Source organism: Amycolatopsis jiangsuensis (assembly GCF_014204865.1).
Lineage (GTDB): Bacteria > Actinomycetota > Actinomycetes > Mycobacteriales > Pseudonocardiaceae > Amycolatopsis > Amycolatopsis jiangsuensis.
On record NZ_JACHMG010000001.1, the window covers coordinates 1,134,879 to 1,159,264 of the forward strand.

Genomic DNA, 24,386 nt, shown 5'->3' on the forward strand with positions numbered 1-24,386 from the left:
GGCCGTGGCGAGCACCCCGCCCGCGCCCGGCGATCCCGGCGCCCACGAGTTCGTCACCCACGGCCGCATCGACGTCGAGGGCCGGCTGGTCGACGCCTCGAACGTGACCCTGTTCTGCGCCATCGAGCTCGACGGGGTCACCGGCCGGGTGGTCTACAAGCCGGTGTCCGGCGAGCGGCCGTTGTGGGATTTCCCGGACGGCACGCTGGCCGGACGGGAGGTCGCGACCGCGATGGTCTCGGCGGCCTGCGGCCTCGGTGCGATCCCACCGACCGTGCTGCGCGACGGCCCGTTCGGCCCCGGCATGGTGCAGCTGTGGGTGGAAACCACCGACGAGGACGTCGTCGACGTCTGCGCACCGGAAGAAGTTCCCGAAGGCTGGCGCACGGTGCTGCACGCGCACGACCGGCTCGGTGACCCGGCCGTGCTCGTCCACGCCGATCACCCGAGCCTGCGGGAGCTGGCCGCGCTCGACGTGGTCGTGAACAACACCGACCGCAAGGGCGGACACCTGCTGCCCGCTCCCGACGGCCGCGTCTACGGCGTGGACCACGGCATCTGCCTGCACACCGATCCGAAGCTGCGCACCGTGCTGTGGGGCTGGGTCGGTGAACCGCTGCCCGCCGAGGTGGTGGAGAAGCTGCGCAAACTGCGCGCCGACCTCGACGGCCGGCTCGGCGCGGCGCTCACCGAGCACCTGAGCACCTTCGAGGTCCGCGCGCTCGGCCGGCGCGCCGACGTGCTGCTCGCCGAGGCCATCCACCCGGAACCCGGCGACGACTGGCGCGCGATCCCCTGGCCGCTGTTCTGATGGTCGCGCTGATCGACGACGCGGCACGCGCCCGGCTCGTCGACCGGTTCGGCCCCAGCGCCGAAGCGTGGTGTGACGCGCTGCCCGGCCTGGTCGAAGGCCTCTGCCGCCGCTGGGGACTGACCGTGCACGACACGCGGCCGGGCAACAGCGGCCGCACCGTGCTGTGCCGCAACGCCGCCGGCACCCTGCGGGCCCTGAAGCTGTGCCCGGACCGGGCCGTGGCCACCGCGGAAGCGGCCGCGCTGGGGTCCTGGTCCGGGCTGTCGCGCGTCGTGCAGGTCCTGCGCACGGACCTCGACCACGGCGCGGTGCTGCTCGAAGGTCTCGAACCCGGCAGCACGCTGACCGAGCGGGGCGCGGACGTGCCGTGGCCCGAGGTCTCCGATCTGCTCGCGGAACTGCACGGTGTGCCGGCCGCCGGACCGTTCCCGACCCAGCTCGAACGCGTCCGCTGGATGTTCGCCCTTGCCGAACGCCGGCTGCGTGGCTCGCCCGCCGAGGCGCACCTGCCGCTCGCGGTTCTGCACACCGGCCTCGCCCGCGCCGAGAAGCTCGCGGTCGACGGCCCGATCGCGCTGGTGCACGGCGATCTGCACCCGGGCAACGTGCTCGACGCGGGTCCGGCTCGCGGCATCGTCGCGATCGACCCCCGGCCGTGCACGGGCGATCCCGCGTTCGACGCGGTCGACTGGGCGGTGCTGCCGATGAGCGCGGGCGGAACCCTCGACGACGGGCTGGACCGGCTGCCCGGCCAGGACCGCGACCGGGTGCGGGCGTGGTGTGTGGCGCTGGCGCCGCTGGTCGCGATGGGTCCGCTGCGCCGCGGCGGACCGACGCCGTTCACCGAGGCCGTTCTGGAGCTGGCAGGCTGACCGGCCCGGCGAGTACGACATTCCGGCGTTCTCGGCGACTTCGTGCCCCGATCACGGTAACTTTGGCCTCCGACCCAGCAGGGCACCCCGGCGCCGAGGAGACTCCGATCGACAGGCAGCGAGCGGGATGGGGCAAAGCTCTCGCCGGAAGCGCGGTCTCGGCCGCTCTGGGCGTGATCATCAATGTCGCGACCGACCTCAGGACGAACGTGTGGGCGTGGCTGGCCGTCGTCGTCCTCGTCGTCGCGGGCGCGGTGACCGGCTGGGCGGCGGAACGACGTTCCCGGCAGGCCACGGGCTCGCTGGACCGCGCGGCTTCCGTAGCCGAGGCCGTGCACCAGGCGAACTACGCCGAACACGGGGTCCAGGTGCACGTCGGCGGGTCCAGCGAGCACATCACCGTGAAATCACGCTCGGGCACGACCGGCCTGACGGTCGGCGTACTGGTCGTCGTCGCCACCCTCGCCGGGCTGGCCGCCGGGGCGTGGCTGATCCCGCGTCCCGAACCGGCGGTCGCCGGACCGTCCGGCAGTCGTGCCGCCGCACCCGCGTGGGCGATGACGATGCGACCCGAGCAGTGCGACACCGGCTGGGTCGTGCCCGACCGCGGACAGTCGTCGATCCCGGTGCCCGAGAGCGGTGGGCCGGAGGGCGCGGTGCTCACCTCGGGCGGCCGGGTCGAGGTGACCTTCCAGGGCGTCAGCGCCGAAGCGGCTGTCCTGCACTCGATCAGGGTCGAGGTCGTCCGCCGCGGACCGGCGTTGTCCGGGATCTACCTACCCGGGCCGTACCAAGGGCGACCTCCGCATCGGCGACGGCGACCGGCCGTTCCGCACGACCGCGGCGACCGCCGCGAAGAAGTGGTGCACCCAGTACCCCGCGGACGGCTCCGTCGTCTGGGGCGAACCGGACGGAGCGACGCCGTGCGCCTGAACCGGCTCGTCCCGGCCGTCCGGCCGGGTGACCGACCTGCAGGGCGGCGCCGGATGGAACAACGGGTTCGTGCTCGCCGGAGGGCATACCGTCCCGGCAGCGCCGAACGACCGTGGCCAGCAGAACGATCTGGTCAGCGACGTCTACTTCTCCCGGGACGGCGCGCACTGGACCGAGGCGAAGCCGGACGGCCTCCACCACCTGGGCCACAGCGTTCCGGTCGCGGGCTACCGCGGCGCCGCCTACGTCCTCGGCTCCAGTACCTCCACCGCGGCGATCCGGCGTATCGAGGACCGAAAGACGTGGCGGCGGACGCGACTCGCCGGAAGCAAACCGGGGGAAGCGCTCACCGCGGTGGCGGCCGGCGCCCACGGGGTGGTGGTGGTCGGCTTCGACCGCCCGATTTCCGTGCTGGACAACGACTTCATCGACAACCGCGGCTTCGATTCCCTGCGCGTCTGGCACTCGGCCGACGGGAAGGCGTTCACCGGACCGGAGACCGTCGAAGCCGAAGGCCTCTACGACGGCTACGTGCCGCAAGTGACGGCCGATGCCGACGGATTCACCATCTTCGGCATCGGCAAGGACTCGTCCGACACGATCATGTTCTCCTCGGCGGACGACACCGGCTGGACCGAGGACGGCCCCGGCCCGATGACCGGGGACGAGGACTGGATCGCCTCCCACGACGTGTCACCCGGGATGCTGCCGGACAGCAACGTCGACAAACCCGAGAAGCAGCACATTCTCCACGTGACCGCCTGGCGGGGCTGGTTCGTCGCGACCGGCGACTCCGCCGGTGCCGCGGGCGTGTGGCTGTCCCGAGACGCGGCGCGTTGGGACCGCGTCCCGGTCAAGGCCAACGGGTTCGACACCGCCGGCAGCATGATCACGCTCGTCAACGAATCCTCTGCCTTCCTCTCCGCCACCCCGCGCTCGGGCACAGGTGGGGTCAAGATGTGGAAGAACACGGCCTGAGGGTCGCGCGGCACGGCGTGGCACGGCGACGAGAGCCCGCCGGCCGCACTAGCGTGTCCGATCGTGCGCTCCCGTTCCTATGACGACGTGCTGTCCGGTCCGCGCAAGCGGAAGGTGCCCGAGGTGCCCGCCGAACCCGGCCTGGTGGTCGAGGACCCGGCCAGCGGCTACTGCGGCGCGGTGGTGAAGATCGAGTACGGCAACGTCGTGCTCGAGGACGCGAAGGGCCGCCACCGCGTGTTCCCGCTCGCCCCGGCGGCGTTCCTGCTGGAGGGCAAACCGGTCACGCTCGTCCCGGTGAAGAAGGCACCCGCCGCCCCCCGGCAGGTCTCCGCGTCCGGTTCGGTCCGGGTGCAGGGGCTGGCAGCCCGGGTCGCGCGTGATTCACGGATCTGGGTCGAGGGCAAGCACGACGCCGAACTGGTGGAACGGGTGTGGGGGCACGACCTGCGGGTCGAGGGCGTGGTGGTGGAACCGCTGGACGGCGTGGACGTGCTGGCCGAGCGGATCACCGAATTCGGCACCGGCCCCGGCCGCCGCCTCGGCGTGCTGGTCGACCACCTGGTGCCCGGCAGCAAGGAGTCCCGGCTGGTCGGACAGGTCCGCGACGAGCAGGTCCTGGTCACCGGCCACCCTTACGTGGACGTCTGGCAGGCGGTGAAACCGGCCGCGGTCGGCATCCGCGCCTGGCCGGAGATCCCGCGCGGGATCGAATGGAAGGCCGGCATCTGCGAGGCTCTGGGCTGGGGCGAGCCCTACGAGGGCTGGCAGCGGGTACTGGCAGGGGTGCGCAGTTTCCGCGACCTCGAAACCCCGCTCATCGGCGCGGTCGAACGGCTCATCGACTTCGTCACCGACCCGGCCGGATAGGGGCCGCCACGGCGGTCCGGCCGAGGTCACGCGTCGGTCACGGCGGGTCGCTTACCCGGTGCGAACCGGCCCGATCTGGGAGCATGTGTCCATGACAGCGGCTGTGATCTGGCTGATCCTCGGCGTCGTCCTGTTGATCGCCGAGGTGCTTTCCGGGGACTTCGTGCTGGTCATGCTCGGCGTCGGTGCCCTGCTCGGAGCCGGGGCCGAAGCACTCACCGGCAGCATCGTCGTCGACGTCGTGGTGTTCGCGGTCAGCTCGACCGGCCTGATCGCGCTGGCGCGCCCGGCCCTCAAGCGCCGGTTCCTTGCCGGATCGAGCGTGCCCACCGGCACCGACGCGCTGATCGGCGCCCGCGCCGTCGTGGTGTCCACAGTGGACTACGAAACGGGCCAGGTGAAGATCGGCGGCGAGGTCTGGTCGGCGCGCGCGGTGCACGAGGAGCAGCCGCCGATGGCGCCGGGCACCAAGGTCACGGTCGTGGAGATCGCCGGCGCCACCGCCGTGGTGGACATCATGGCCTGAAACGGCATGAAACGTCCGGGAAAACCGTACTAGGTAAGGGGAGACGCTCTTGTCGACAACAGCGATCGTCGTGGTCGCGCTGCTGGTCCTGTTCGTCATCATCACGGTGGTCAAGGCGATCATGGTGGTACCGCAGGCACAGTCGGCGGTGATCGAACGGCTCGGCCGGTTCCGCACGGTCGCCTCGCCGGGCCTGACCTTCCTCGTGCCGTTCCTGGACAAGGTCCGCGCGCGGATCGACCTGCGCGAGCAGGTCGTCTCGTTCCCGCCGCAGCCGGTGATCACCGAGGACAACCTGACGGTGAACATCGACACCGTCGTGTACTTCCAGGTCACCGACTCGCGCGCGGCGGTGTACGAGATCTCGAACTACATCATCGGCGTCGAGCAGCTGACCACCACCACGCTGCGGAACGTGGTCGGTGGGATGAGCCTGGAGGAGACGCTGACCTCCCGCGACGCGATCAACAGCCAGCTGCGCGGGGTGCTGGACGAGGCGACCGGCCGCTGGGGCATCCGGGTCGCGCGGGTCGAGCTGAAGGCGATCGAGCCGCCGCCGTCCATTCAGGACTCGATGGAGAAGCAGATGCGCGCGGACCGGGAGAAGCGCGCGATGATCCTCACCGCGGAAGGGCAGCGGGAGTCCTCCATCAAGACCGCGGAAGGGCAGAAGCAGAGCCAGATCCTCGCCGCGGAAGGGCAGAAGCAGGCTGCGATCCTCGCCGCGGAGGCGGAACGGCAGTCGCGGATCCTGCGTGCCCAGGGTGAACGTGCCGCCCGCTACCTGCAGGCCCAGGGGCAGGCGAAGGCGATCGAGAAGGTGTTCGCGGCGATCAAGGCCGGCCGCCCGACGCCGGAGGTGCTGGCCTACCAGTACCTGCAGACGTTGCCGCAGCTGGCCCAGGGCGACGCGAACAAGGTCTGGATGATCCCCAGCGACTACGGCAAGGCGCTGGAAGGCTTCGCCCGCGCGCTCGGCGCCCCCGGCGACGACGGCGTGTTCCGGTACGAGCCGCCGAAGGACGACACCCCGGAGAGGCCGGACCTGGAGGACGCGGAGGTCGCCGCCTGGTTCGACACCACCAGCGACCCGAAGGTCGCCGAAGCGGTCGCGGCCGCGGAGGCCGTGGCACGCAAGGAGGTCGAGGGGCCGCTCGGCTCGTCGGGCGAGCACCCGCGTCGCGCCATCGGCGGCGGGAACGCGTCGGCCAAGCCGGCAGCCCCGGCCGAGGCCGAGGAGGAACCGCCGGCGCCCGCACCCGAGCGGCCGCGGCCGAGTTCGCCGCCGCCGGGGGAGCAGCGTCAACAGCAGGCCCCGCCGCAGCAGCTTCCGCAGCCGCAGCCGCCTGCCGGCCCGCAGGGCGGCACCTACCAGGGGCCGCCGCAGCAGTTCGGTGGTCCGCAGCAGCAACAGCCGGGCAACGGTCCGTTCCCGCAGCAGGGCCCGTTCGGGGGTCCGCAGGGCGGTCCGCCGCCGCAGCGCTGATTCCGGCCATGCCCACCGCGGCCGCTCCGTGTTCCCACGGGGCGGCCGCGGTCGTGTTCAGCGGGCGTAGGTGGCCAGGTCGTCGATGTCGGCCTTCGAACGGTCGCGCAGGGCCAGCACGCACCCGACGGTGACCGCCGCGGACACCACGATGTAGATCGAGATCGAATACGGTGTCCCGGTCTCGTGCAGCAGCCAGGTCGCCAGCAGCGGCGCCGGGCCACCGGCGAACACCGACGCCAGCTGGTACCCGAGACCGGCACCGCCGTAGCGCAGGTGCGTCGGGAAGCTCTCCCCGATGAGCGCGGCCTGCGGCCCGTACTGCATCGCGTGCGTCACCAGCGAGACGACCACCGCGAAGAAGATCAGCACGTGCCCGCCGTGCGAGAGGGCCGTGAAGTACGGGAAGGCGATCACCGCGGTGAGCACCGCTCCGGTGAGGTAGATCTGCTTGCGCCCGACCCGGTCGGACAGTTGGGAGAACAGCGGGATCAGCACCAGCTCCGCGGCCGCCCCGACGAGGACCGCGATCAGCACGAACGTCTTGCTGAACTCCGGCCGCTCCACCACGTACACCAGGACGTAACTGGTGAACAGGTAGAACGGCATCTGCTCGCTGAACCGGAGCCCGGCCGAAAGCAGGATCTCCCGCCAGTGGTGGCGCACCGCGTCCTTCACCGGTGCCTTCGAGGTCCGCTTCTCCGCGACCACCGCGGCGAACATCGGCGTCTCGAGGATCCGCAGCCGGATCACCAGCCCAATGCCGACCAGCACCAGGCTCAGCAGGAACGGGATCCGCCAGCCCCACGAATCGAACGCCTCGGGCGACAACGTCGCCGACAGCAGCGTCATCCCGCCGGTGCCGAGCACCAACCCGACCGGCACGCCGACCTGGGCGAAGCTCGCCAGCAGCCCGCGCCGGCGCTGATCACCCCATTCCATGGCCAGCAGCACCGAACCACTCCACTCGCCACCGATCGCGACGCCCTGCACCAGCCGCAGCAGCACGAGGATCAACGGTGCGGCGATGCCGATCGACTCGGTTCCTGGCAGGACGCCGACCACCGCCGAGGACAAGCCCATCAGCAGCAGCGTGACGATCAACGTGGCCTTGCGGCCCAGCCGGTCGCCCCAGTGCCCGAACAGCGCCGCGCCGATCGGCCGCGCGGCGAACCCGACGGCGTAGGTGGCGAACGACTGCAGCGCACCGGCGTAGCCGGTGGACTCCGGGAAGAACAAGTGCGGGAAGACCAGCGCCGCGGCGGTGTTGTAGAGGAAGAAGTCGTACCACTCGATGGTGGTGCCGATCGATCCGGCGAGTGCGGCCCGCCGTACCTGTACCCGGCGGTCCCGGGAGGAAGCATCGACTGACTGGGTGACTTCGTTGTCGCCTAGAACCATGTTTCGCACACCTCTCGTGATGGGCGTCACGCCATAGTGTGAGGTATGCGCGGGAGTTTGACGATTCCCCACCGGACATTCGCGAAGTTCGGCAGCGGTTCTAGACTGCGCCGCATGACCAACCGCTTAGTCTGTCTCGGCGACTCGTTCACCGAAGGCGTCGGTGACGACGATCCGGCCGCGCCGAACGGGGTCCGCGGCTGGGCCGACCGGGTCGCCAGCGTGCTGGCCGGGGTCGAGCCCGGGTTCCGCTACGCCAACCTCGCCGTGCGTGGCAAGCTGCTGCCGCAGGTGCTGGCCGAGCAGCTCGAGCCGGCGCTGGCGATGGAGCCGGACCTGGTCACCCTCTACGCGGGCGGCAACGACCTGATGCGCCCCAAGGCCGATATCGACGCGCTCACCGGTTCCTACGAGCGAGCGGTGTCGCGCCTGCGTGGTGCGGGTGCGCGGGTGGTGCTGTTCACCGGCGTCGACGGCGTGGAGGACGCGCTGTTCCGCACGATCCGCGGTCGCGTCGCGATCTACAACGAGCACGTCCGCGGGATCGCGGCCCGGCACGGCGCGCTGCTGGTGGACATGTGGGCGATGCGTCAGCTGCGGGACCGGCGCCTGTGGTCGGCCGACCGGCTGCACCTGAACGCCTTGGGACACAACGAGATCGCGATCGCGCTCCTGGACGTCCTCGGTGTCGCCCACCGGCTGGCACCCGCGGTGCTGGGGCCTCGGCCGCGGGTCTCGCCGAAGCAGCAGCGCACGGCGAACCTGCGCTGGGGCCGCGAGCACGCGTTGCCGTGGATCGGGCGACGGCTGCGCGGCGAGTCGTCCGGCGACACGATCCACCCGAAGCGGCCCGCGCTGGCCCCGTTCGAGGAGCCCGCGCTCAAGCGGTGAACTGCCGCGCCCGGTGATCGGCGACGTTCACCCGTGTCCCGCAGCGGGTGGAGCAGAACCGGCGCCTGCCGTTACGCGAGGTGTCGACGAACGCGACACCGCACCCTTCGCGGGAGCAGACCCCGAGGCGACCCGGTTCCTCGCACACCAGATGCGCGAGCCCACCCGCGGTGTAGGCGTGCACGCGGATCACCACTCCGGCGCCTTCGCTCGCGTAGTGCAGATGCGGCGGTTTCCCGTCGTGGCGGGCGATGTACGGCCGGCAGGCGGCGACCGCGAGCAGCTCGTTGACGAGGTCTACGCGTGCGTCTTCCGGCGCCGCGAAGACCTCGTGGAGCTTGCGCCCCCAGTCGAGAATCCGGGCGGCTTCCTCGTCGTCGATGCTGGTCAGGGCCATGCCATGGGCCAGTCCGGCGGCGAGGAAATCCGCGGCCGTGGCGCCGCCTCGGTGCGCGAGCGTCGCGACCGCCGCGGCCACCTGGGCGCCCGCCCCGCCGTAAGGGTTGAAGTGCACTGAACCATTACAGCACGATCGGCTCATGGACGAGAACCGTTGCCCCCGCTGCGGCTGGCCCCTGGCGGAACTGCCGGCCTCCGCGGTCGTCCCCGCGTCCCGCGGCAGCCGCGCCGATTACGTGCGCTGCCTGTGCGGCAGCTGGGTGGCCCGTCTCGGCGGGGTGGTCGTCGGGGCCACCCGGCCACGGGGGTGGGGCTGAGCCGGGCTCGGCGGATCAGGCCAGCTCCGGCCAGCCGCGCCGCAGGTGGGCGAACGCCGTCTCCAATGCGGCGGCCGGATTCTGTTCGGTACCGGCCACGTCGGGGATTTCCAGGACGTAGCGGGCGAACAGCCGCACGGACAGGCTGTCCGTGCCGCGGCCGGTCGCTTCCGCGATGGTCTCGGTGAGGCTGGTTTCGCAGCCGGTCCACAGGATCCGGGCATGAGCACGCAGCGCCGGCGTGCGCACGACGAGGGCGGCCAGCCGCCGGTGGTCCGGATCGGGGTCGTCGTCGAAGGGGCCCCGGCCGGCCAGGAATTCCTGCAGCGCCTGCACCACCGAGATGCCCGGGGCGCGCTCGCGGACCGCGGCGGTCAGTGCCCGCTCGCGCTCGCCACCGTCGCCGAGGACGAGGGCTTCCTTCCCGCCGGGAAAGTGAGCGAACAGCGTGGACACGGCAGTGTCCGCGGCGTCCGCGATCTCGGCGACGGTGACCTCGTCGAACCCGCGAGCCAGGAACAACCGCCGGGCCGCCTCCGCCAGCGCCTGCCGCGTGGCCGCCTTCTTCCGTTCCCGCCGGTTCGCTGGCATGGCCGGAACGTAGCACAGTGACTATGAACTCGTATGGATTACAAAGTCGGAATGACTTCGACTATTGTGGTGCCCGGCAGTACCTGCCCGACCGCCACAGGAGCAGACATGGCATCGACTCAGCGGCTTCCGGCCCCGGATGGCACCACGGTCCTGGTCACCGGTGGCAACGCGGGGATCGGCTACTTCGTGGCCGAACAACTCGCCGAAGCCGGAGCCACCGTGCTCCTCGGCAGCCGCGACGCGACGAAGGCAGCCGCCGCGATGCGCAGCATCGGCGAACACGTGCCCGGCGCCCGGGTGCGGCACTTCCCGATGGACCTGGCCGCGCTCGAGTCCTCCTTGGACAGTCTCGAGCGGTTGGACGCGCTCGTGTGCAACGCGGGCGTGGCGTTCGACGATCAACGACGGCGGCAGACCCGCGACGGCCGGGAGCTGATGTTCGCCACGAACCACCTCGGGCACTTCACTTTGACCGCGCTGCTGGCGCCTCTGCTGTCGGCGGCTCCGGCGGGCCGGGTCGTCACCACCGGCAGCTTCGTGGCGAAAAGCGCCGAACTCGACTTCGCCGACCTGCAGTTCACCCACGGCTACCAGCCGAAAGCCGCGTACGCCCGCTCGAAGCTGGCACAGATGCTCTTCGGTTTCGAACTCGACCGCCGGCTGCGGGCGGCCGGACTTTCGACGGTGAGCGTGGTGAATCACCCCGGCGGCGCGCTGGATTCGCTGACGCCGTCGCGTCCGCCGGTGCACAGCCGGACCGTCGCCACGCGGTTGTGCGGTCTGCCCGCCGGAGTTTTCCTGCAGGGCAAACATGCGGGCGCATGGCCTGCGGTGCGGGCGGTACTCGATCCGGAGGTACGCGGCGGTCAGCTGTGGGGGCCGCAGGTGTTCGGATTGCGCGGGAAGCCGCGGCCGGAGCCGGTGCGCGGAATCCTGGCGGACACCGCACTGGCGGCCGCGGTGTGGGACGCGAGCGTCGAGCTGACCGGAGGCCGGCCGTTCGGGCTCTGATCACCAGTGTGCGGGCTGGGCGAGCCGGGCGGGCAGCCGCGTGCTCTCGTCACCGCGGGCGGTGTTGACCTGAGTTTGGGTGAGGAACAGGCTGCTGCCGAGATCGGCACCACGGACGTCGGCGTCGCGCAGATCGGCACCGAGCAGGTCGGCGTGCCGCAGGTCCGCGCCGCGAAGTTCGGCCGCGATGAGGTAGGACCCGCGCAGGTTCGCCCCGCGCAGGTCGGCACCGGACAGCTTCGCCCCCATCAAGTCGGCGCCTCGGCGGTTCTTCTTCTTGCCCCGCACCTGGGCACGGACGAGTTCGCTGGTACGGGTCAGCACAACGTCCGCCTTCGCGCGTTCCTCGGCGACGTCGGTGGCCAGCAGGTCATCGGGTGCGGCTTCGGTGCGCGCGCGGATGACGGCGGCCGCGTCGTCCAGTCCGGGATGGATCTCGCGGGTCGCGTCGAGACCGCGGGCTTCGGTCAGGTACCAGAGCAGTTCGTGCAGCTGCCGCATCACCGGCAGTGCCGCGAACATCGCTTCCCGGACCTCCGGTGCGCCACGCCAGTCCTGGCCGGCGAAGGTCACCTGGGAGACCTGCTGACCGGCGCCGAAGCAGTCGTATCCGGTACAGCCGGCGAACCCCTGGGGGCGCAACCGGTCGTGGATCCCGCAGCGGAAGTCGGGTTGCAGGTTGGGGCACGGATCGCCGGCGGCCTTGTCGATGGCGAAGTCGGCGGAGCGGGTGAAGGTCAGGGCGACGCAGCAGAGGCCGAAGCACCTCGCGCAGTCCGCGGTCAGCGCGGAGTGGTCGGGCACGGTTTCTCCTTGCGGGTCATTCCTTCCCAGCGTAGTCGAGGCTGCCCGGCTGCTAGCCTCGGCTGGTGGTGATCAAGCCTCTCGCGATCGCGGCCCCCAGTGCCGTCTCGGCCGACGTCGAGCCGTGGCCCGGGGTCACGGATCCGGCCGGGCTGCTGGCCGGGATCGCGGACTGGCTGAGCGGCTACGGCAATCCGCTCACGCGCCGGACCTACGGCGAAGGGCTCGGCCTGCCGGTCACCGCGGAGGCGATCCGTACCTGGCAGCGTCCCGGTGAAACCACAGTGGCGTGGAACGACGCTCTCGACGTCTACGCTGCCGCGCTGCGCGTTTCGCTGGCGGCGCCACCGCGGGCAGTGAACCGCACAGCGCCCCCGCCGGCCGCCCCGGGCCGGTTGCGGCACCTGCACTGGTTCCGCTGGTGCGCTGCCCGGCAGCTCGATCCCGGCCTCGCCACCACCAGCCACGTCAAGGCCTGGCTGGACGCGCTCACCGAGGCCGGCGCCGCGCCCGCCACGCGCGACCGGATGCTCGCCACGGTCAAGGCGCTCTACGGACACCTCGCCGGCTGTGGTCTGGCTGCCGCCAACCCCGCCGCCCTCAGCAGGCGTCGGCTGGGTCTCACCGCTGGCGCGCAGAGCACGTCGGCCACCGTCACGCTCACCTCTCGACAGGTCGCCGCGTTGCACGCCGCCGCTGCCACACCGCGCCGTGGTGCCAGCCCGGTCGACACGGCACGCGCTGCGGCCGTCGTCACGCTGTTCACGCTGGGGCTACGGGTCAGCGAGCTGTGCGGCTTGGACGAGCGGGACCTCCACGTGACCCGCGGCCGTCGCGCGCTGCGGGTCCACGGCAAGGGCGGCAAGTCCCGTGTCGTCTACTTGAGCCGGCCCGCCGAAGACGCCCTCGCGACGTATCAGGCACGAGCCGGGGCCCCGTCGACCGACGTGGCCCGCCGCGGCACTGCTGTGGGGAAGGCGGCCGTGGCGGGCACCGCTGTGGGGGAGGACCGTCCGCTGCTGCGCACCCGCGGTGGTCGCCGTTTCCAGCGTCAGGCGATCTGGCAGCTGCTGCGCCGCGTCGCCGCGAGCAGCGGGGACGACCTCGCCACCGTCGCCGACGCTCTGCACCCGCATGCGCTGCGCCACTTCTACGTCACCGCCGCCGTCGAGGCGGGCGCCCAGCTCGACCACGTCCAAGCCGACGTCGGGCACAGCAGCATCGACACGACCCGCACCGTCTACGACCACGCGGCCCGGGACCCGGGCCGCAGCGCCGTCGACCTCGTCACGGAAACCTGGTACCCGAGCTGACCGCTCCGCGGCGCACGGTCACCGGCGGCCGGCGATCTTTCGGAAGGCACGGCTTGGCGGGTGTCCACTGGCCGGCCACGCGAGGTCGTCGACGGCGAGAAACGGTTCCCCGGACACGGCCGCGGGTGTCGCCCCGGTGAATGCCCTGACGTCCCGGTGCAAGTGGGACTGATCGGCGTAGCCGGTGTCGGCCGCGACCCGCGCCGCGTCGTCACCCGCGACCAGGCGGCGGGCGGCATGGTCGAAGCGGACCAGGTTCACGGCGCGTTGGGGCGGCAAGCCGAGCTGCGAGCAGAACCGGGACCACAGGCGCTTACGGCTCCATCCGACCTCGGCCGCGAGTCCGTCGACCCGGATCAGGCCACGGCTGCCGACGATCCGGTGCCAGGCCCAGGCGACCTCCGGGGCCGCCGGCGGCCCCGCCTCGTGCCGGCGGGCGAGCAGCGCGTCGGTCAACGCGAAAAGGACGGGGCGTGCCGGCGCCGAACTCCAGGAGCAGCGTCACCGGCGGGTGCGGGACCATCCGCAATGCGACCAGGTCGTGGGCACGGAACCCGGCCATGGTGAGGCCGGCGACCCGGCTGGGCCGCTGCGGGCACGCCACGTCCCACACCGCCTTACCGTGCTTGAACGTCCCCACTGTTCCAGGGTACGGAAGCCGGCCGGGGGAACATTCGTCCAATCCGCAGGCGGGAATCGCGGCGACAGTGGCCCCATGACTGTTTCCGACGACCGGCCGCGCGCACCTCGCGACGCCGTGACCACCGAAGTTCGACGCTGTCACTCGGCGACGGCGGCATCCACGTTCGCCAGGACGATCCCCGCGACGCCCCGGCACTCCTGCTCATCCACGGGTCCGCGTCCTCGACCCGCTCGTGGGACTCGCTGGTTCCGATCCTGGCCGGATCCCACCGCGTCATCCGGATCGACCTGCTGGGGCACGGCCGCTCGGCCAAGCCGGCCGACCGGAGCTACGCGCTCCCGGACCAGGCAGGCCGGGCCGGAGTGGTCCTGGACCGGCTCGGTGTCGAGCACGCCGTGGTCGTCGGTCATTCCAGCGGCGGCGCGGTCGCCACCGCCGTCGCCGAGCGATCCGACCTGGTGCCGCGCTCGCGCTCATCAACACCGGACCCAGCATGAGTGCCTTCGCAGCACCGCGAACCGCCGGGTTCGGGCTCGCGCAGTGGCCGCCGACCGACGAGCAGATCCGCCGGTTCGCGAGCACCGGTTTCAGCCGCCCGGGCTACCGGATCCCGTCAGAGCTGTTCGACGAGGTCGCTGCATGACCCACCACACGCTCACCGCGACGACGCAGGGTACCCGCGACTACCTCGAGCACCAGGCGCCTCCGGGCCGGCTGGCGGCCGTCGGCAAGCCACTGCTGGTGATCTCGGCGAGGACGACCGCAGATGGCGATCCTCGTCCGCCGCCGACTACCGCGCCGTTGCGGGCGCGGAAATCGAGGTGCTGCCCGGCCTCGGGCACTCACCCATCCTCGAAGATCCCGCGCGGACCGCAGTCCCGCTGCCGGCCTTCACCGCGATCCACTCCGTACGGCTGGGCTGAGCGACAGGGCCGGCCACCCTCTGCGAGGTTGGCTACAGAATCCCAATTCTGTAGCCAACCTACTAACTGGTTACGTAACCACAACGCTGGTTTTAGGTTACGTAACTGCTCGTAGTACAGTGTGCGCCATGGCTGAAGGCGTGGTGGGCGAGAACGCGGCGGTGTCGTTGTGCGGGTTTCGGCAGTGCCGGGCGGCGTTGCCGGCGCCGGGGCCGCGTGGAGGGCGGCCGTTCGAGTTCTGCCCGGAGCGGCGGTGGCCGGGGGACCGCACGTGCAAACAGCTTGCCGCGGCGGATGTGGCCTTGCGGGAGGCGTTGGGTGATTCCGGGTCGCACGTGGGCCTGACGGATGCGGCCGCGGAGTTCGTCCGGGCCGCGACGGAGGTGAGCGGACCGCTGCAGACGTTGCGAAACGCGCTCGACAGCGTCGCCGCTCGTGCTCAGGACGAGGTGACCGCCGCGATCGCTCGTGCGGAAGGTGCAAAGGCGCGCGCTGCCGAGGCGGATGGGCTCCGGCAGGCGGCCGAAGTCCGCGCGGCGCAAGCCGAAGCGACTGCCGAAACTCGTGCCGCCGAAGCCGATGAGGCCGCGGAAGCCGCGATGGCCCAGGCACGGGAACACGAGGAACGCGCGAAAGCGGCGGAAAAAACGGCTACAGACGCGGTCGCAGCGCGTAAGGCCGCGGAACTCGGCCAAGCACGTGCCGAAGCCGCCGCGGCGGCCGCCGGTGAACGTGCCGACCGGGCCGCTGCCGACACCCGCGCCGAGCGGGAGAAGGCCGACGCGCTCTCCGTGGAGCTCGCCCAACGCGCCGAGCAACTCGCCGTCCGCACCACCGAACGTGACGCCGCCCGCGAAGCCCTCGACCATGCCCGCACGAGCCTCGACGACACCGCTCGACGGCTCGAGCAGGCCACGTCCGACCACCACGCACGCGTGCGTGACCTCGAAACCCGCCTCGACAGCGCAGTTCAGGACCATCGCGACGAGACCGCCCGCGCCGCCGAAGATCTCGCTACGGCGCGCCGGCACGCTGCGGACCTCACCGCACAGCTCACCGAGACCCGCGACCGCGCCGCCGGTCTCGCCGCTCGGGTGACCGAAGCGGCCCACCGGGAACGCACGGACGGTGATCAGCACGCTCACCTGCGGACGAAGCTGACGAACGTGCAGCGGATCGTCCTGGACGAGTCCGAAGAGCAGCTGCGGCCGAAGCTCCTGGAGGAGTTGCTCAACCTCGGCTGAGCCAACGGGTCACGGGAGGCCCTGCGCTGCCACGGCAGCAGGTTCCGCCAGGTCACCGTTGACTTCGCGCTGAAGGAGATCGCCTAGCCCTCGCGACGAATGCGGACCAGTAAGGGTGGCTCTCGCAGTACCTGTGTCACCAGGGTCTCCCCGGCGTCCGCGGTGCCTGCCAGCCTGAGTGAGCCGGCTCCACGGCGGCCACACATTCTTCCACGATAAAAGGAACCAAGAACAATGGCGGGCAACCAGTTCACCACTCACGCAGATCTTTTCGATCTGAGCGGGAAGTACGCACTTGTCACTGGCGGCACCAGGGGCATCGGGATGATGATCGCGCGCGGCCTTTTGCAGGCGGGCGCCCGCGTCATCGTCAGCTCTCGCAGTGCAGACGCGTGCGCGGAGGCACAGCAGCTGCTGTCCGAATTCGGCGACGTTCAGGCATTTCCCGCCGATCTGTCCCAGCACGACGAATGTCAGCGCCTCGCAGATCTTGTCAACGCCGACTCGGAATGTCTGGACATTCTCGTCAACAACGCGGGAGCGATGTGGCGCGAACCGCTGGAAACGTTTCCGGATGAGGCCTGGGACACCGTGCTCGACCTCAACCTCAAGTCGCCGTTCTGGCTGGTGCAGGCGCTGCTCACGGCGCTTCGCCGGGCAGGCACCGCCGATGATCCCGCGCGGGTCGTCAACATCGGCAGTATCGCCGCCATCCACGTCGCCGAGTCGCCCAACTACTCGTACGCCGGCAGCAAAGCGGCACTCCATCAACTCACCAGAGTGCTCGCCAGGGAACTGGGCCCACAGCACGTCACGGTGAACGCGGTGGCCCCGGGACCGTTCCCGTCGCAGATGATGGCGTCCACGCTCGATGCCATCGGCGACACGATCGCGGCTAAGGCCCCGCTGCGCCGGCTCGGCCGCGACGACGACATGGCCGGCATCGCCGTGTTCCTCGCCGGCCGGGCCGGGGCCTACCTCACGGGCACCATCATCCCGGTCGACGGCGGCATCGCCACGACCGCAACGGGTACCTAGGACGTCGGCGCGAGGCTTCGCCAGCGGTGGACCGGCCCTCGCGAACCGCCAAGCCGGGTCGTCGGGGGTACCAGCAGAGCCTCCCTCCGCGTGCGGAGGATGCTTATGGTGAGGGGGTGGCCACGATCGATCTGCGTACGGAGATCAAGCAGTTCCTGAGTTCGCGTCGCGCGCGGATCACGCCCGAGCGGGCCGGGCTGCCCGCCTACGGCGGAAACCGCCGGGTCAAAGGTCTGCGTCGCGAAGAGGTGGCTCTGCTGGCGGGAGTCTCGGTCGACTACTACGTGCGGATGGAGCGCGGCAGCCTCGCCGGCGCATCCGACGGGGTGCTCGACGCTGTGGCCTCCGCCTTGCAACTAGACGAGGCCGAGGGCGATCACCTGTTCCACCTCGCGCGGCAGTCCAGGACGACCGGCGGTCCACGTCGCCGGCGATCCGCCGTGCCGGTGCGTCCGGCGCTTCAGCAGGTGCTCGACGCCATCACCGATGCGCCGGCTTGGCTGTGCGACGGCCGTTACGACGTCCTGGCCATGAATCACCTGGCCCGCGCGCTGTATGCACCGATGCTGGCCGGAACGCGGCGTCCGGCGAACACCGCGCGGTTCGTGTATCTGAATCCCGAAGCGGCACGAGCGTTCTTCGTCGACTATGACCGAATCGTCTGCGATGTGGCCGCGAAACTACGCATGGAAGCCGGCCGCAATCCGCACGACGAGGAACTGATCGCCCTGATCGGGGAATTGTCGACGCGCAGTGAACTGTTCCGGCAGCGGTGGGCGTCTCAGGACGTCCGGCTCCACCGGTCCGGACGCAAGCGTGTGCAGCATCCGGTGGTGGGCAGGCTCGACCTGGACGTCGAGTCGATGGAGATGTCTGCCGAACCCGGCCTGCTCCTGAACGTCTACACCGCGCCCGCGGGCACGGCGACCGCGGACGGTCTGGCCCTGTTGGCGTCGTGGGCGGCCGGCCAGGAAAAGCTGGCGACCGAGATGCACGCGCTCGGCTGATATTCCGACCTTCGTGACGGCCGGAGCGGTTCAGCCGGGATCCACCCGCGTTATTCGGCCTGGAGGACGAAGAAGAGGAAGCCCAGGAACCGCGTGCCGGTGAATTGCCGGAAATCGTCGGGGAACAATTCGGGGGCTTCGGGTGCGGGCGGCGGCTCGCTGATGACGGTGATGCGGAAGCCGGCCGCGGTGAAGGCATCGGTCATCGCGTGCAGCGGCCGGTCCCAGAAGGTCAACCGCGTGGACTGGCCACCCAGTGTCCATTCCTCGGTCCGGCTGCGGGTCTGGAAGTAGCGGGGTTTTTCGCCGGCCTCGCGCTGCAGCAGGGTGATGACGAAGGGGTGTTCGACCGAGACGACGAGCCGCCCGCCGGGGACCAGCACGCGTCGCAGCTCGGCCAGCGTCGGCCCCCAGTCCTGCAGGTAATGCAGCACCAACGACGCGACGACGTCGTCGAACTCGCCATCGGCGAACGGCAGCGGATCAGCCAGGTCGGCGACCCGCAGGTCGGCCTCGGCGCCCAGCCGTCGCCGGGCGAGCTGCACCATCCCGGCGCTGGCGTCGACACCGGTCACGACCGCGCCCCGATCGCGTAGCGCGGCGAACAGGGGGCCCGAGCCGCAACCCGCGTCGAGGATCCGCCGATCGGTCACGTCGCCGACGAGTGCCAGCATCGCGGGCCGCTCGTAGTAGGCGTTCATCAGGTTGGTTTCATTTTCGGCCGAATATCCCTCGGCGATGCCGTCATAACCGTTTTCCCGGTCAGGATCAGCAGAAACCGCACCGCGGCCGGAAGTCGACGTCATACTGACAGGACGCCTCAGCGGTGACGAAGTTGCCAGCAGGGTCACGCGGCCACCACCGAGAGCGTTCAGCTGCCGAGGGTCTGCGCCCACTCGTCGATCGTGCTCGTGCGGCCGCGCCTGGTGAAGACGTCGTTCACCAGGGTCTCGTGCAGGGCCGGGTTCGCGTCGGCGCAGGCGTCGGACAGCACGGTGACCTCGTAGTCCAGGTCCGCTGCCTGCAGGGCGGTGGACAGTACGACCCCGCTGGTGGCGATGCCGGCGAGGACCAGATGCGTGATGTCCTGTGCGGCGAGGATCTGCCGGAGGTCGTTGCCGGCGAACGCGCTCACCCGGTTCTTGCGGACGACGATCTCGCCGTCGGCGGGGGCGACGTCGGGGTGGATGGCCACGCCGGGGTCGTCCGGGGTGAAGACCTCCGGCGGCAGGGCACCGAACAACTTGTTGCGCGGGTGCGTGTCCACGTGCCCGGGGCGCAGCCCGATGGCGATGTGGATGACCGGCAGGCCGGCGGCGCGCGCGGTCTCGAGCGCGTGCACGGCGCGGGACAGGTAGCCGTCCGGGGCTTGCCCGATCGTGGCTTTCTGGACGTCCATGAGGAGCAGTGCTGTGCGGGACAAAGCGGTGCCTTTCGTTGTAGTGGAGGAGATTGGTTCATCCGGCGGCGGTGCCGGGTGGCCCGACGCGGCGGAGAGTGCGGTCGGAAACGGTGATCACCAGGTACAGCACCCCGGCGCCGAGCATGACCCAGGCGAGGGTGTGCATGCCACCGGTACCGGCGTGCTCGCCGAATGAGGCGGCCGTGGTGGCGGAGGCGATCATCGAACCGAGGTAGCCGAACGTGCGCAGCAGCCCGGCGGAGGAGCCGATGCGCGCGGAATCGGCCTGGTAGTACAGCGAATTCTGCAAGGCGAGACTGTTGGTGCCCTGCGGGACACCGAAGATCACGGCGAGCGCCAGCAGCATCCACAGTGGACTGGTCTGGGTCAGCGTCAGCATCAGCACGCACGCGACGATCTGCCCGGCCGCGCCCGTGAGGAGCTTCCCGCGGACTCCGGCGCGGCGCCCGGTGAGGACCGAAACGCCGATCGACACCAGGAAGAGCGGGATCTGGACCAGCCCGGCCACGAACGGTGACAGGCCGTACCCTTCTTCGGTCCATTGGGTGAAGCCGTAGAGGAACGCGTAGCTGACGGTGTAGGCGACCAGCGCGCGGCCGTAGGTGGCCACGAGCGGAGTGTTTCCGCCGAGTACGCGCAGGTCGATGAACGCCGTCGGTGCCTTCAGCTCACGCAGGACGAACGCCGCGCCCGCCGCGACCGTGATCACGGCCAGATACCAGCTGCCAGGGCGCAGGTTCATCAGCAACAGCAGCAGCGCCGTCAGCATGGCCGCGAACAGCGCCATTCCGGGCAGGTCGAGCTGCCGGACGAGGCGGCCGCGCTCCCGTGCCCGGTGGTCCTGCCCGGGCAGCCGCAGGCCGAGCAGCACGGCCGCGACGGCCAGTGGCACGTTGAGCGCGAACGTCGTCCGCCAGCCGCCGAGGCCGATCAACACGCCGCCCAGCAGCGGGCCGATCACGGCGATGGTCTGGTTCGCCACGGCCAGCGCGGTGAGCACGCCGGCCGGGCTGTCCCGCCCGGTGCGGTCCGCTTCACCGCGCAGCAACGCCATCGCCGCCGGATAGCCTGCGCAGGTCCCGAACCCGAGCACGATCCTGGAGACGATCAGCACCGGGAGACTCGGCGCGAGGGTCCCGATCACCCCGGCGACCCCGACGAGGCTGGTCGCGACGAGGAACAGCGGCCGCGGACCGAACAGGTCGATCAGCCGCCCCACGACCGGCTGCCCGAGCGCGGTCGCGAGGTACAGCGCCGAGACGAGCCACGCCGTCTCCGACGGTGGCGCCCCGAGCGCCTGCCCGATCGGGATCAACGCGACCGAGACGATCGTCGAGTTGATCGGGTTCAGCACCGAGCCCAGCAGCATCGGCGGCAGCAACCGCCGGTCGAACCGTGGTTTCGCGGCCCGGCCGGCGCGGACTGCCGAGCCGGGCTGCCCGGCTGAACCGGCCCGGCTGTTTGTCACGGCCCGGCTGCTTTGCTGCGCGCCCCGGTCACTCGCCGAGGGCCGGCCAGTCTGCGCGACATGGGTGTCGGCAGCAGAGTCGGCCGCGGCAGTGTTGGTTGCGGCAGGGTTGGTTGCGGCAGTGTCGACTCTGGCACTGTCGGCCGCGCCGGAGTCGGCCGCCGGAGTGCCGGCGGTGCCGGCGCTGTGGCTGCCGGGCCGGTGGGTTCGGTCAGTCAAGGGTCAGCCGTTCCAGCACGGTCATGGCCGCGATCACCAGGTGGCGCTCCTCTTCCGTGCATCGGTCCTGCAACTGTCCGGTGAGCCATTCCTGCCGCAGCTGGCGGCCTTCGGCGACGCGACGGTGACCTTCGGCGGTCAGCGTGATCAGCATCCGTCGCCGGTCGGTGGGATCGGGCGCGCGTTCGACCAGTCCTCGGGTGTGTAGCGAGGAAATCGTCGAGGTCATCGACTGGTGCCGTACCCCGTCGGCGGCGGCCAGTTCGCTGACCGTGCGGCCCGGCGACCTGGTCAGGTGCGTCAGGACCGACACCTGGGCCAGCGTGATGTCCTCTGCCGAGGCCGCGTTCAGGATGCGGCGACGCAGACGGCCGACCACCGTGCGGATCCGCTGGGAAGCCTCGACGGCGGACCGGGCCGGACTCTCACTCATATCGACAGGCTAGGTTGAACAACTGAAGTTGTCCAGTTTTGCCTGCGCATTCTCCTGCCGTGGCAGCGGTCAGGCTTCGATGAACGGTTCGCCGCACAGGCTGCAGGTGATCGGGCCCAGTTCCAGGCTTGAACGGGCCGCGCGGATCCGGCGCGGGGGTTCGCACCGGCAGATCGCGGCGACGTAGTTGGGGCCGCCGCGGTGGGCGCCGCGGCCGTCTACCGGCGCGACACCTACCGGCGCGACGCCGAACGGGGGCGGCAGGTCCGGTGAGCCGGGCGCCTGCGGGTCTGCCGGCGGGGAAGTGCTCACGCGCCGGGCGACTTCCTGTTCGGTGTGCCGCCAGACGGTGAGGGCGTCCTGCAGTGCGGCGAGTTCGGCGCGGTAGGCGGTGACGGTTTCGGGGAGTGCGGTCGTCGCGGACCAGCCGATGCGGTCGGCCTGTTCGGCCCGCAGGCCGACCTCCGCGGCGAGAGCGGCGAAGCGCTTGTTGTGGTAGCGGCCGTCGCTGACGTCGGCGATGTCGCGAGTGACCGCGATGCCGTGCGCGGCCTCGTGCAGGGTGGTGGACAGGATCTCGGCAGGACTCCGGCGCAGGCCCTCTGCGCCGAGGAAGAACTCGGCTCGCGCTTCGACGCCGTCGCCGACATGCCAGCGGGCGCGGGCGAAATGGCCGTGGATCTCGGTGGCGGTCCCCATGGTTCCCGACGCCAGCACGAGGATGGCGTCCGGAACGTCCGCGTGCCGCTGCCGGATTTCCGTCCAGAGTCGTTCCATCGCGTGCATCACGCGGGTGGTCGGGCCGAGCCGGGTGGTGTCCACCGCTCGATCTTCCCGCTTAAGCGGGAACGACGGTCAGCGGGTCAGGCCGTTGAGGACCCGGTCGAGGCCGGCGGCGAACACGGTGTCCCGGTCGGCCTGGTCGGCTTCGCGGAGAACCCGCTCGAGGGTGGGGTAGCGGCCGGTCGCGAACATCCGTTTGAGGTACTGGCTGGACGCGCGTTGCCACGCTTCCTCGTCGAGCCCGGTGGAGCGGGCGCTGCGGAGTTCGCCGATCTCTCCGCGCACCGCACTGGTCACGAAAGAGTGCACGGTGAACACCGTGACCATCACGTCGTCCACGATGGTCAGCTCGGTCGCCGCAGCCATCGACGCCTCGAGGTAAGCCAGCGCGTTCGGTCCGAGATTGGGCCGTCCGCCGATCAGGTCGGCGAACCATTCGTGCCGCAAGGCCGCCGAACGGAAGGCGTGCGCGAGTGCGCGGAAGGCGGCACGCCAGCCGGTGCCCGGCTCGGGCAGCGGCATCTCGGCGTAGACCGCGTCGACCATCAGGTCCAGCAGTTCTTCTTTGGTGTCGAGGTACCCGTAGAGCCGCATCGGTCCGGCACCGAGCGCGGCGGCGACCTTGCGCAGTGACACGGCCTCCAGGCCGCCGGCGTCGGCCAGCTCACCCGCCGTCGCGACGATGCGGTCCCGGCTCAGCGGGGTCGGGGTCGGGCGGGCCGCCGGTTCCGGCCGTTCCCACACCAGCTCGCCCATGGGGGTCCTCCTCGTGTTGCGGATCAGAGGTGACAGTACGCCGATCTGTGCGATACGCTGTATCGGTACATACACTGTATCGAAGGGGGATCATGACACGCATCGTCATTGCCGGGGCCGGGCTCGGCGGCCTGACCCTGGCGCGGGTGCTGCACGTCCACGGCATCGAAGCGGTGATCTGCGAACGCGACACCGGCCGTGACGCGCGGGTGCAGGGCGGCACGCTGGATCTGACTGTGGAAGGCGGCCAGTGGGCGCTGGAGGAGGCCGGGTTGACCGAGGGCTACCGCGCCATCGCGCGTCCCGAGGGGCAGGACATGGTGCTCTACGACCAGGCGGGCACCCTGCTGCGGCAGGAAGTGGCGCCGGACGAGGGCGCGGCACAGTTCGGCCGTCCGGAAGCGGATCGGCCGAAACTGCGCGCCTTGCTGCTCGACGCGTTACCCGAATCCACCGTCCGCTGGGGACACGCGGTGCAGCGGGCGGAAAGCCTTCCCGGTGGCGGTCACCGGGTGCACCTCGCCGGCGGTGAGACCCTCGAAGGCGATCTGCTGGTCGGTGCCGACGGAGGTCGCTCGCGGGTGCGGCCGCTGCTGACGCCGGCGGACCTCGAGTACACCGGCGCGACCGGCGTGGAACTGGTCATCGCCGACGCGGACCGAGCGCATCCGGAGGTGTCCGCGCTCGTCGGCCGCGGCAGCTTCTCGGCGATCGGCACGCAGCGGACCCTGTCCGCACAGCGATGCGGCGACGGCACGATTCACGTGCACCTGACCTTCCGCTGCCCGGCCGATTGGGTGCGCACATCGGGCATCCCGTTCAACGATCCGGCACGGGCGCGAGCGGCGCTCAAGGAGCTCTACCCCGGCTGGGCACCGGAAATCCTGGCTCTGGTGGACGCCGCGTCCGGTCCGGTGACCGTGCTGCCGTTGCACGCGCTGCCGCCCGGCTTGCGCTGGCCGCACCACCCGGGCCGCACCTTGATCGGCGACGCGGCACACCTGATGTCGCCCTACGCCGGACAGGGCGCCAACCTCGCCATGCAGGACGGCGCCGAGCTGGCACTGGCCATCGCCGGAGGACAGGACCTGCGGGCGTTCGAGGAATCCATGCTGGCACGCGCCGAGCGCTCCGCCCGGATGTCGGCGGAAAACCTCGACCGGTTCCTCTCGCCACGGGGCGCGGAGGGAGTGCGGGAACTGTTCGCGCGGATGGCAGGCGAACCGGTCTGAGCGGCTGA

Annotated in this window: 27 protein-coding genes; 16 read left to right on the forward strand and 11 right to left on the reverse strand. The window is 71.0% G+C overall.

Features of this window, described 5'->3' with window-relative positions:
- Positions 1–4 precede the first annotated feature (4 nt).
- From BJY18_RS04990 to BJY18_RS05015, 6 genes are all read left to right on the forward strand, one after another.
- Complete coding sequence (locus tag BJY18_RS04990) at positions 5–811, forward strand: Rv2133c family protein (RefSeq protein WP_184778076.1); 807 nt, start codon at positions 5–7, stop codon at positions 809–811.
- The gene (locus BJY18_RS04995; RefSeq protein WP_184784428.1) at positions 808–1,686 is read left to right on the forward strand and encodes an aminoglycoside phosphotransferase family protein; all 879 of its coding nucleotides are present in this window, start codon (positions 808–810) and stop codon (positions 1,684–1,686) included. Before BJY18_RS04990 ends, BJY18_RS04995 begins: the two co-directional genes overlap by 4 nt.
- 960 nt (positions 1,687–2,646) lie before the next feature.
- On the forward strand, positions 2,647–3,597 hold the full coding sequence (locus BJY18_RS05000; RefSeq protein ID WP_184778078.1) for a hypothetical protein: 951 nt from the start codon (positions 2,647–2,649) through the stop codon (positions 3,595–3,597).
- A gap of 63 nt (positions 3,598–3,660) precedes the next feature.
- Complete coding sequence (locus BJY18_RS05005) at positions 3,661–4,467, forward strand: DUF3097 domain-containing protein (RefSeq protein ID WP_184778080.1); 807 nt, start codon at positions 3,661–3,663, stop codon at positions 4,465–4,467.
- 91 nt (positions 4,468–4,558) lie between these two features.
- Positions 4,559–4,993 (forward strand): NfeD family protein, encoded by a 435-nt coding sequence (locus BJY18_RS05010; protein ID WP_184778082.1) that lies wholly within the window; start codon positions 4,559–4,561, stop codon positions 4,991–4,993.
- A 121-nt stretch (positions 4,994–5,114) separates the two neighbouring features.
- On the forward strand, positions 5,115–6,479 hold the full coding sequence (locus BJY18_RS05015; protein WP_221458584.1) for an SPFH domain-containing protein: 1,365 nt from the start codon (positions 5,115–5,117) through the stop codon (positions 6,477–6,479).
- Positions 6,480–6,536: 57 nt separating this feature from the next.
- Here the strand turns inward: BJY18_RS05015 and BJY18_RS05020 are convergent, their stop codons facing one another.
- Positions 6,537–7,880, reverse strand: coding sequence for an MFS transporter (locus tag BJY18_RS05020; RefSeq protein ID WP_184778084.1), 1,344 nt, complete (start codon positions 7,878–7,880; stop codon positions 6,537–6,539).
- 114 nt (positions 7,881–7,994) lie between these two features.
- Between BJY18_RS05020 and BJY18_RS05025 the strand changes: the two genes are divergently transcribed.
- Positions 7,995–8,771 carry an SGNH/GDSL hydrolase family protein gene (locus BJY18_RS05025; protein WP_184778086.1) on the forward strand — a complete coding sequence of 259 codons (777 nt, stop codon included), beginning with the start codon at positions 7,995–7,997 and terminating at the stop codon, positions 8,769–8,771.
- Here the strand turns inward: BJY18_RS05025 and BJY18_RS05030 are convergent.
- Positions 8,761–9,285: a CGNR zinc finger domain-containing protein gene (locus BJY18_RS05030; protein WP_184778087.1), complete on the reverse strand. Its 525-nt coding sequence runs from the start codon at positions 9,283–9,285 to the stop codon at positions 8,761–8,763. The two genes, BJY18_RS05025 and BJY18_RS05030, sit on opposite strands and share 11 nt — an antisense overlap.
- A 25-nt stretch (positions 9,286–9,310) precedes the next feature.
- Between BJY18_RS05030 and BJY18_RS05035 the strand changes: the two genes are divergently transcribed.
- Positions 9,311–9,487: a hypothetical protein gene (locus BJY18_RS05035; protein WP_184778089.1), complete on the forward strand. Its 177-nt coding sequence runs from the start codon at positions 9,311–9,313 to the stop codon at positions 9,485–9,487.
- A gap of 15 nt (positions 9,488–9,502) precedes the next feature.
- Here BJY18_RS05035 and BJY18_RS05040 read toward each other — a convergent pair whose 3' ends face one another.
- Positions 9,503–10,078 (reverse strand): TetR/AcrR family transcriptional regulator, encoded by a 576-nt coding sequence (locus BJY18_RS05040; RefSeq protein ID WP_184778091.1) that lies wholly within the window; start codon positions 10,076–10,078, stop codon positions 9,503–9,505.
- A gap of 108 nt (positions 10,079–10,186) precedes the next feature.
- Here BJY18_RS05040 and BJY18_RS05045 point away from each other — a divergent pair, with 108 nt between their 5' ends.
- Complete coding sequence (locus BJY18_RS05045; protein WP_184778093.1) at positions 10,187–11,092, forward strand: SDR family NAD(P)-dependent oxidoreductase; 906 nt, start codon at positions 10,187–10,189, stop codon at positions 11,090–11,092.
- On the opposite strand, the gene BJY18_RS05050 is transcribed toward BJY18_RS05045, so the two are convergent.
- Positions 11,093–11,896, reverse strand: coding sequence for a pentapeptide repeat-containing protein (locus tag BJY18_RS05050; protein WP_184778095.1), 804 nt, complete (start codon positions 11,894–11,896; stop codon positions 11,093–11,095).
- Between the two features lie 65 nt (positions 11,897–11,961).
- On the opposite strand from BJY18_RS05050, the gene BJY18_RS37695 reads away from it, so the two are divergent.
- Positions 11,962–13,209: a tyrosine-type recombinase/integrase gene (locus tag BJY18_RS37695; RefSeq protein ID WP_312873744.1), complete on the forward strand. Its 1,248-nt coding sequence runs from the start codon at positions 11,962–11,964 to the stop codon at positions 13,207–13,209.
- A gap of 18 nt (positions 13,210–13,227) precedes the next feature.
- Here BJY18_RS37695 and BJY18_RS05060 read toward each other — a convergent pair whose 3' ends face one another.
- The gene (locus BJY18_RS05060; RefSeq protein WP_246458772.1) at positions 13,228–13,665 is read right to left on the reverse strand and encodes a helix-turn-helix domain-containing protein; all 438 of its coding nucleotides are present in this window, start codon (positions 13,663–13,665) and stop codon (positions 13,228–13,230) included.
- Positions 13,666–14,049: 384 nt separating this feature from the next.
- Between BJY18_RS05060 and BJY18_RS37955 the strand changes: the two genes are divergently transcribed.
- From BJY18_RS37955 to BJY18_RS05080, 5 genes are all read left to right on the forward strand, one after another.
- A complete protein-coding gene (locus tag BJY18_RS37955) occupies positions 14,050–14,349 on the forward strand; it encodes an alpha/beta fold hydrolase (RefSeq protein WP_376774752.1) in 300 nt (99 codons plus the stop codon).
- The gene (locus BJY18_RS36295; protein ID WP_221457566.1) at positions 14,346–14,495 is read left to right on the forward strand and encodes a hypothetical protein; all 150 of its coding nucleotides are present in this window, start codon (positions 14,346–14,348) and stop codon (positions 14,493–14,495) included. The genes BJY18_RS37955 and BJY18_RS36295 overlap by 4 nt, the downstream gene beginning before the upstream one ends.
- Before the next feature lie 408 nt (positions 14,496–14,903).
- Complete coding sequence (locus BJY18_RS05070) at positions 14,904–16,019, forward strand: coiled-coil domain-containing protein (RefSeq protein WP_184778097.1); 1,116 nt, start codon at positions 14,904–14,906, stop codon at positions 16,017–16,019.
- A 234-nt stretch (positions 16,020–16,253) separates the two neighbouring features.
- Positions 16,254–17,057 carry an SDR family oxidoreductase gene (locus BJY18_RS05075; RefSeq protein WP_184778098.1) on the forward strand — a complete coding sequence of 268 codons (804 nt, stop codon included), beginning with the start codon at positions 16,254–16,256 and terminating at the stop codon, positions 17,055–17,057.
- A 116-nt stretch (positions 17,058–17,173) separates the two neighbouring features.
- Positions 17,174–18,064, forward strand: coding sequence for a helix-turn-helix domain-containing protein (locus BJY18_RS05080; RefSeq protein WP_184778100.1), 891 nt, complete (start codon positions 17,174–17,176; stop codon positions 18,062–18,064).
- 50 nt (positions 18,065–18,114) lie between these two features.
- Here BJY18_RS05080 and BJY18_RS05085 read toward each other — a convergent pair whose 3' ends face one another.
- The 6 genes from BJY18_RS05085 to BJY18_RS05110 form a co-directional block, all read right to left on the reverse strand.
- Positions 18,115–18,870, reverse strand: coding sequence for a class I SAM-dependent methyltransferase (locus tag BJY18_RS05085; RefSeq protein WP_184784431.1), 756 nt, complete (start codon positions 18,868–18,870; stop codon positions 18,115–18,117).
- A gap of 65 nt (positions 18,871–18,935) precedes the next feature.
- A complete protein-coding gene (locus tag BJY18_RS05090) occupies positions 18,936–19,487 on the reverse strand; it encodes a cysteine hydrolase family protein (RefSeq protein ID WP_184778102.1) in 552 nt (183 codons plus the stop codon).
- A gap of 34 nt (positions 19,488–19,521) precedes the next feature.
- Positions 19,522–20,955 (reverse strand): MFS transporter, encoded by a 1,434-nt coding sequence (locus BJY18_RS05095; RefSeq protein WP_312873745.1) that lies wholly within the window; start codon positions 20,953–20,955, stop codon positions 19,522–19,524.
- Positions 20,956–21,166: 211 nt separating this feature from the next.
- The gene (locus BJY18_RS05100) at positions 21,167–21,607 is read right to left on the reverse strand and encodes a MarR family winged helix-turn-helix transcriptional regulator (protein ID WP_184778104.1); all 441 of its coding nucleotides are present in this window, start codon (positions 21,605–21,607) and stop codon (positions 21,167–21,169) included.
- Between the two features lie 69 nt (positions 21,608–21,676).
- A complete protein-coding gene (locus tag BJY18_RS05105) occupies positions 21,677–22,429 on the reverse strand; it encodes a hypothetical protein (RefSeq protein WP_312873746.1) in 753 nt (250 codons plus the stop codon).
- 33 nt (positions 22,430–22,462) lie between these two features.
- Complete coding sequence (locus tag BJY18_RS05110; RefSeq protein WP_184778106.1) at positions 22,463–23,146, reverse strand: TetR/AcrR family transcriptional regulator; 684 nt, start codon at positions 23,144–23,146, stop codon at positions 22,463–22,465.
- Positions 23,147–23,238: 92 nt separating this feature from the next.
- On the opposite strand from BJY18_RS05110, the gene BJY18_RS05115 reads away from it, so the two are divergent.
- Positions 23,239–24,378, forward strand: coding sequence for an FAD-dependent oxidoreductase (locus tag BJY18_RS05115; RefSeq protein WP_184778108.1), 1,140 nt, complete (start codon positions 23,239–23,241; stop codon positions 24,376–24,378).
- Positions 24,379–24,386 lie beyond the last annotated feature (8 nt).

Bases quoted from the DNA above. Each gene is read 5' to 3' on its own strand.
- BJY18_RS05010 (WP_184778082.1), top strand. From the start codon at position 4,559: ATGACAGCGGCTGTGATCTGGCTGATCCTCGGCGTCGTCCTGTTGATC.
- BJY18_RS05015 (WP_221458584.1), top strand. From the start codon at position 5,115: ATGGTGGTACCGCAGGCACAGTCGGCGGTGATCGAACGGCTCGGCCGG.
- BJY18_RS05020 (WP_184778084.1), bottom strand. From the start codon at position 7,880: ATGGTTCTAGGCGACAACGAAGTCACCCAGTCAGTCGATGCTTCCTCC.
- BJY18_RS05025 (WP_184778086.1), top strand. From the start codon at position 7,995: ATGACCAACCGCTTAGTCTGTCTCGGCGACTCGTTCACCGAAGGCGTC.
- BJY18_RS05035 (WP_184778089.1), top strand. From the start codon at position 9,311: ATGGACGAGAACCGTTGCCCCCGCTGCGGCTGGCCCCTGGCGGAACTG.
- BJY18_RS05040 (WP_184778091.1), bottom strand. From the start codon at position 10,078: ATGCCAGCGAACCGGCGGGAACGGAAGAAGGCGGCCACGCGGCAGGCG.
- BJY18_RS05045 (WP_184778093.1), top strand. From the start codon at position 10,187: ATGGCATCGACTCAGCGGCTTCCGGCCCCGGATGGCACCACGGTCCTG.
- BJY18_RS36295 (WP_221457566.1), top strand. From the start codon at position 14,346: ATGAGTGCCTTCGCAGCACCGCGAACCGCCGGGTTCGGGCTCGCGCAG.
- BJY18_RS05070 (WP_184778097.1), top strand. From the start codon at position 14,904: ATGGCTGAAGGCGTGGTGGGCGAGAACGCGGCGGTGTCGTTGTGCGGG.
- BJY18_RS05075 (WP_184778098.1), top strand. From the start codon at position 16,254: ATGGCGGGCAACCAGTTCACCACTCACGCAGATCTTTTCGATCTGAGC.
- BJY18_RS05085 (WP_184784431.1), bottom strand. From the start codon at position 18,870: ATGACGTCGACTTCCGGCCGCGGTGCGGTTTCTGCTGATCCTGACCGG.
- BJY18_RS05100 (WP_184778104.1), bottom strand. From the start codon at position 21,607: ATGAGTGAGAGTCCGGCCCGGTCCGCCGTCGAGGCTTCCCAGCGGATC.
- BJY18_RS05110 (WP_184778106.1), bottom strand. From the start codon at position 23,146: ATGGGCGAGCTGGTGTGGGAACGGCCGGAACCGGCGGCCCGCCCGACC.
- BJY18_RS05115 (WP_184778108.1), top strand. From the start codon at position 23,239: ATGACACGCATCGTCATTGCCGGGGCCGGGCTCGGCGGCCTGACCCTG.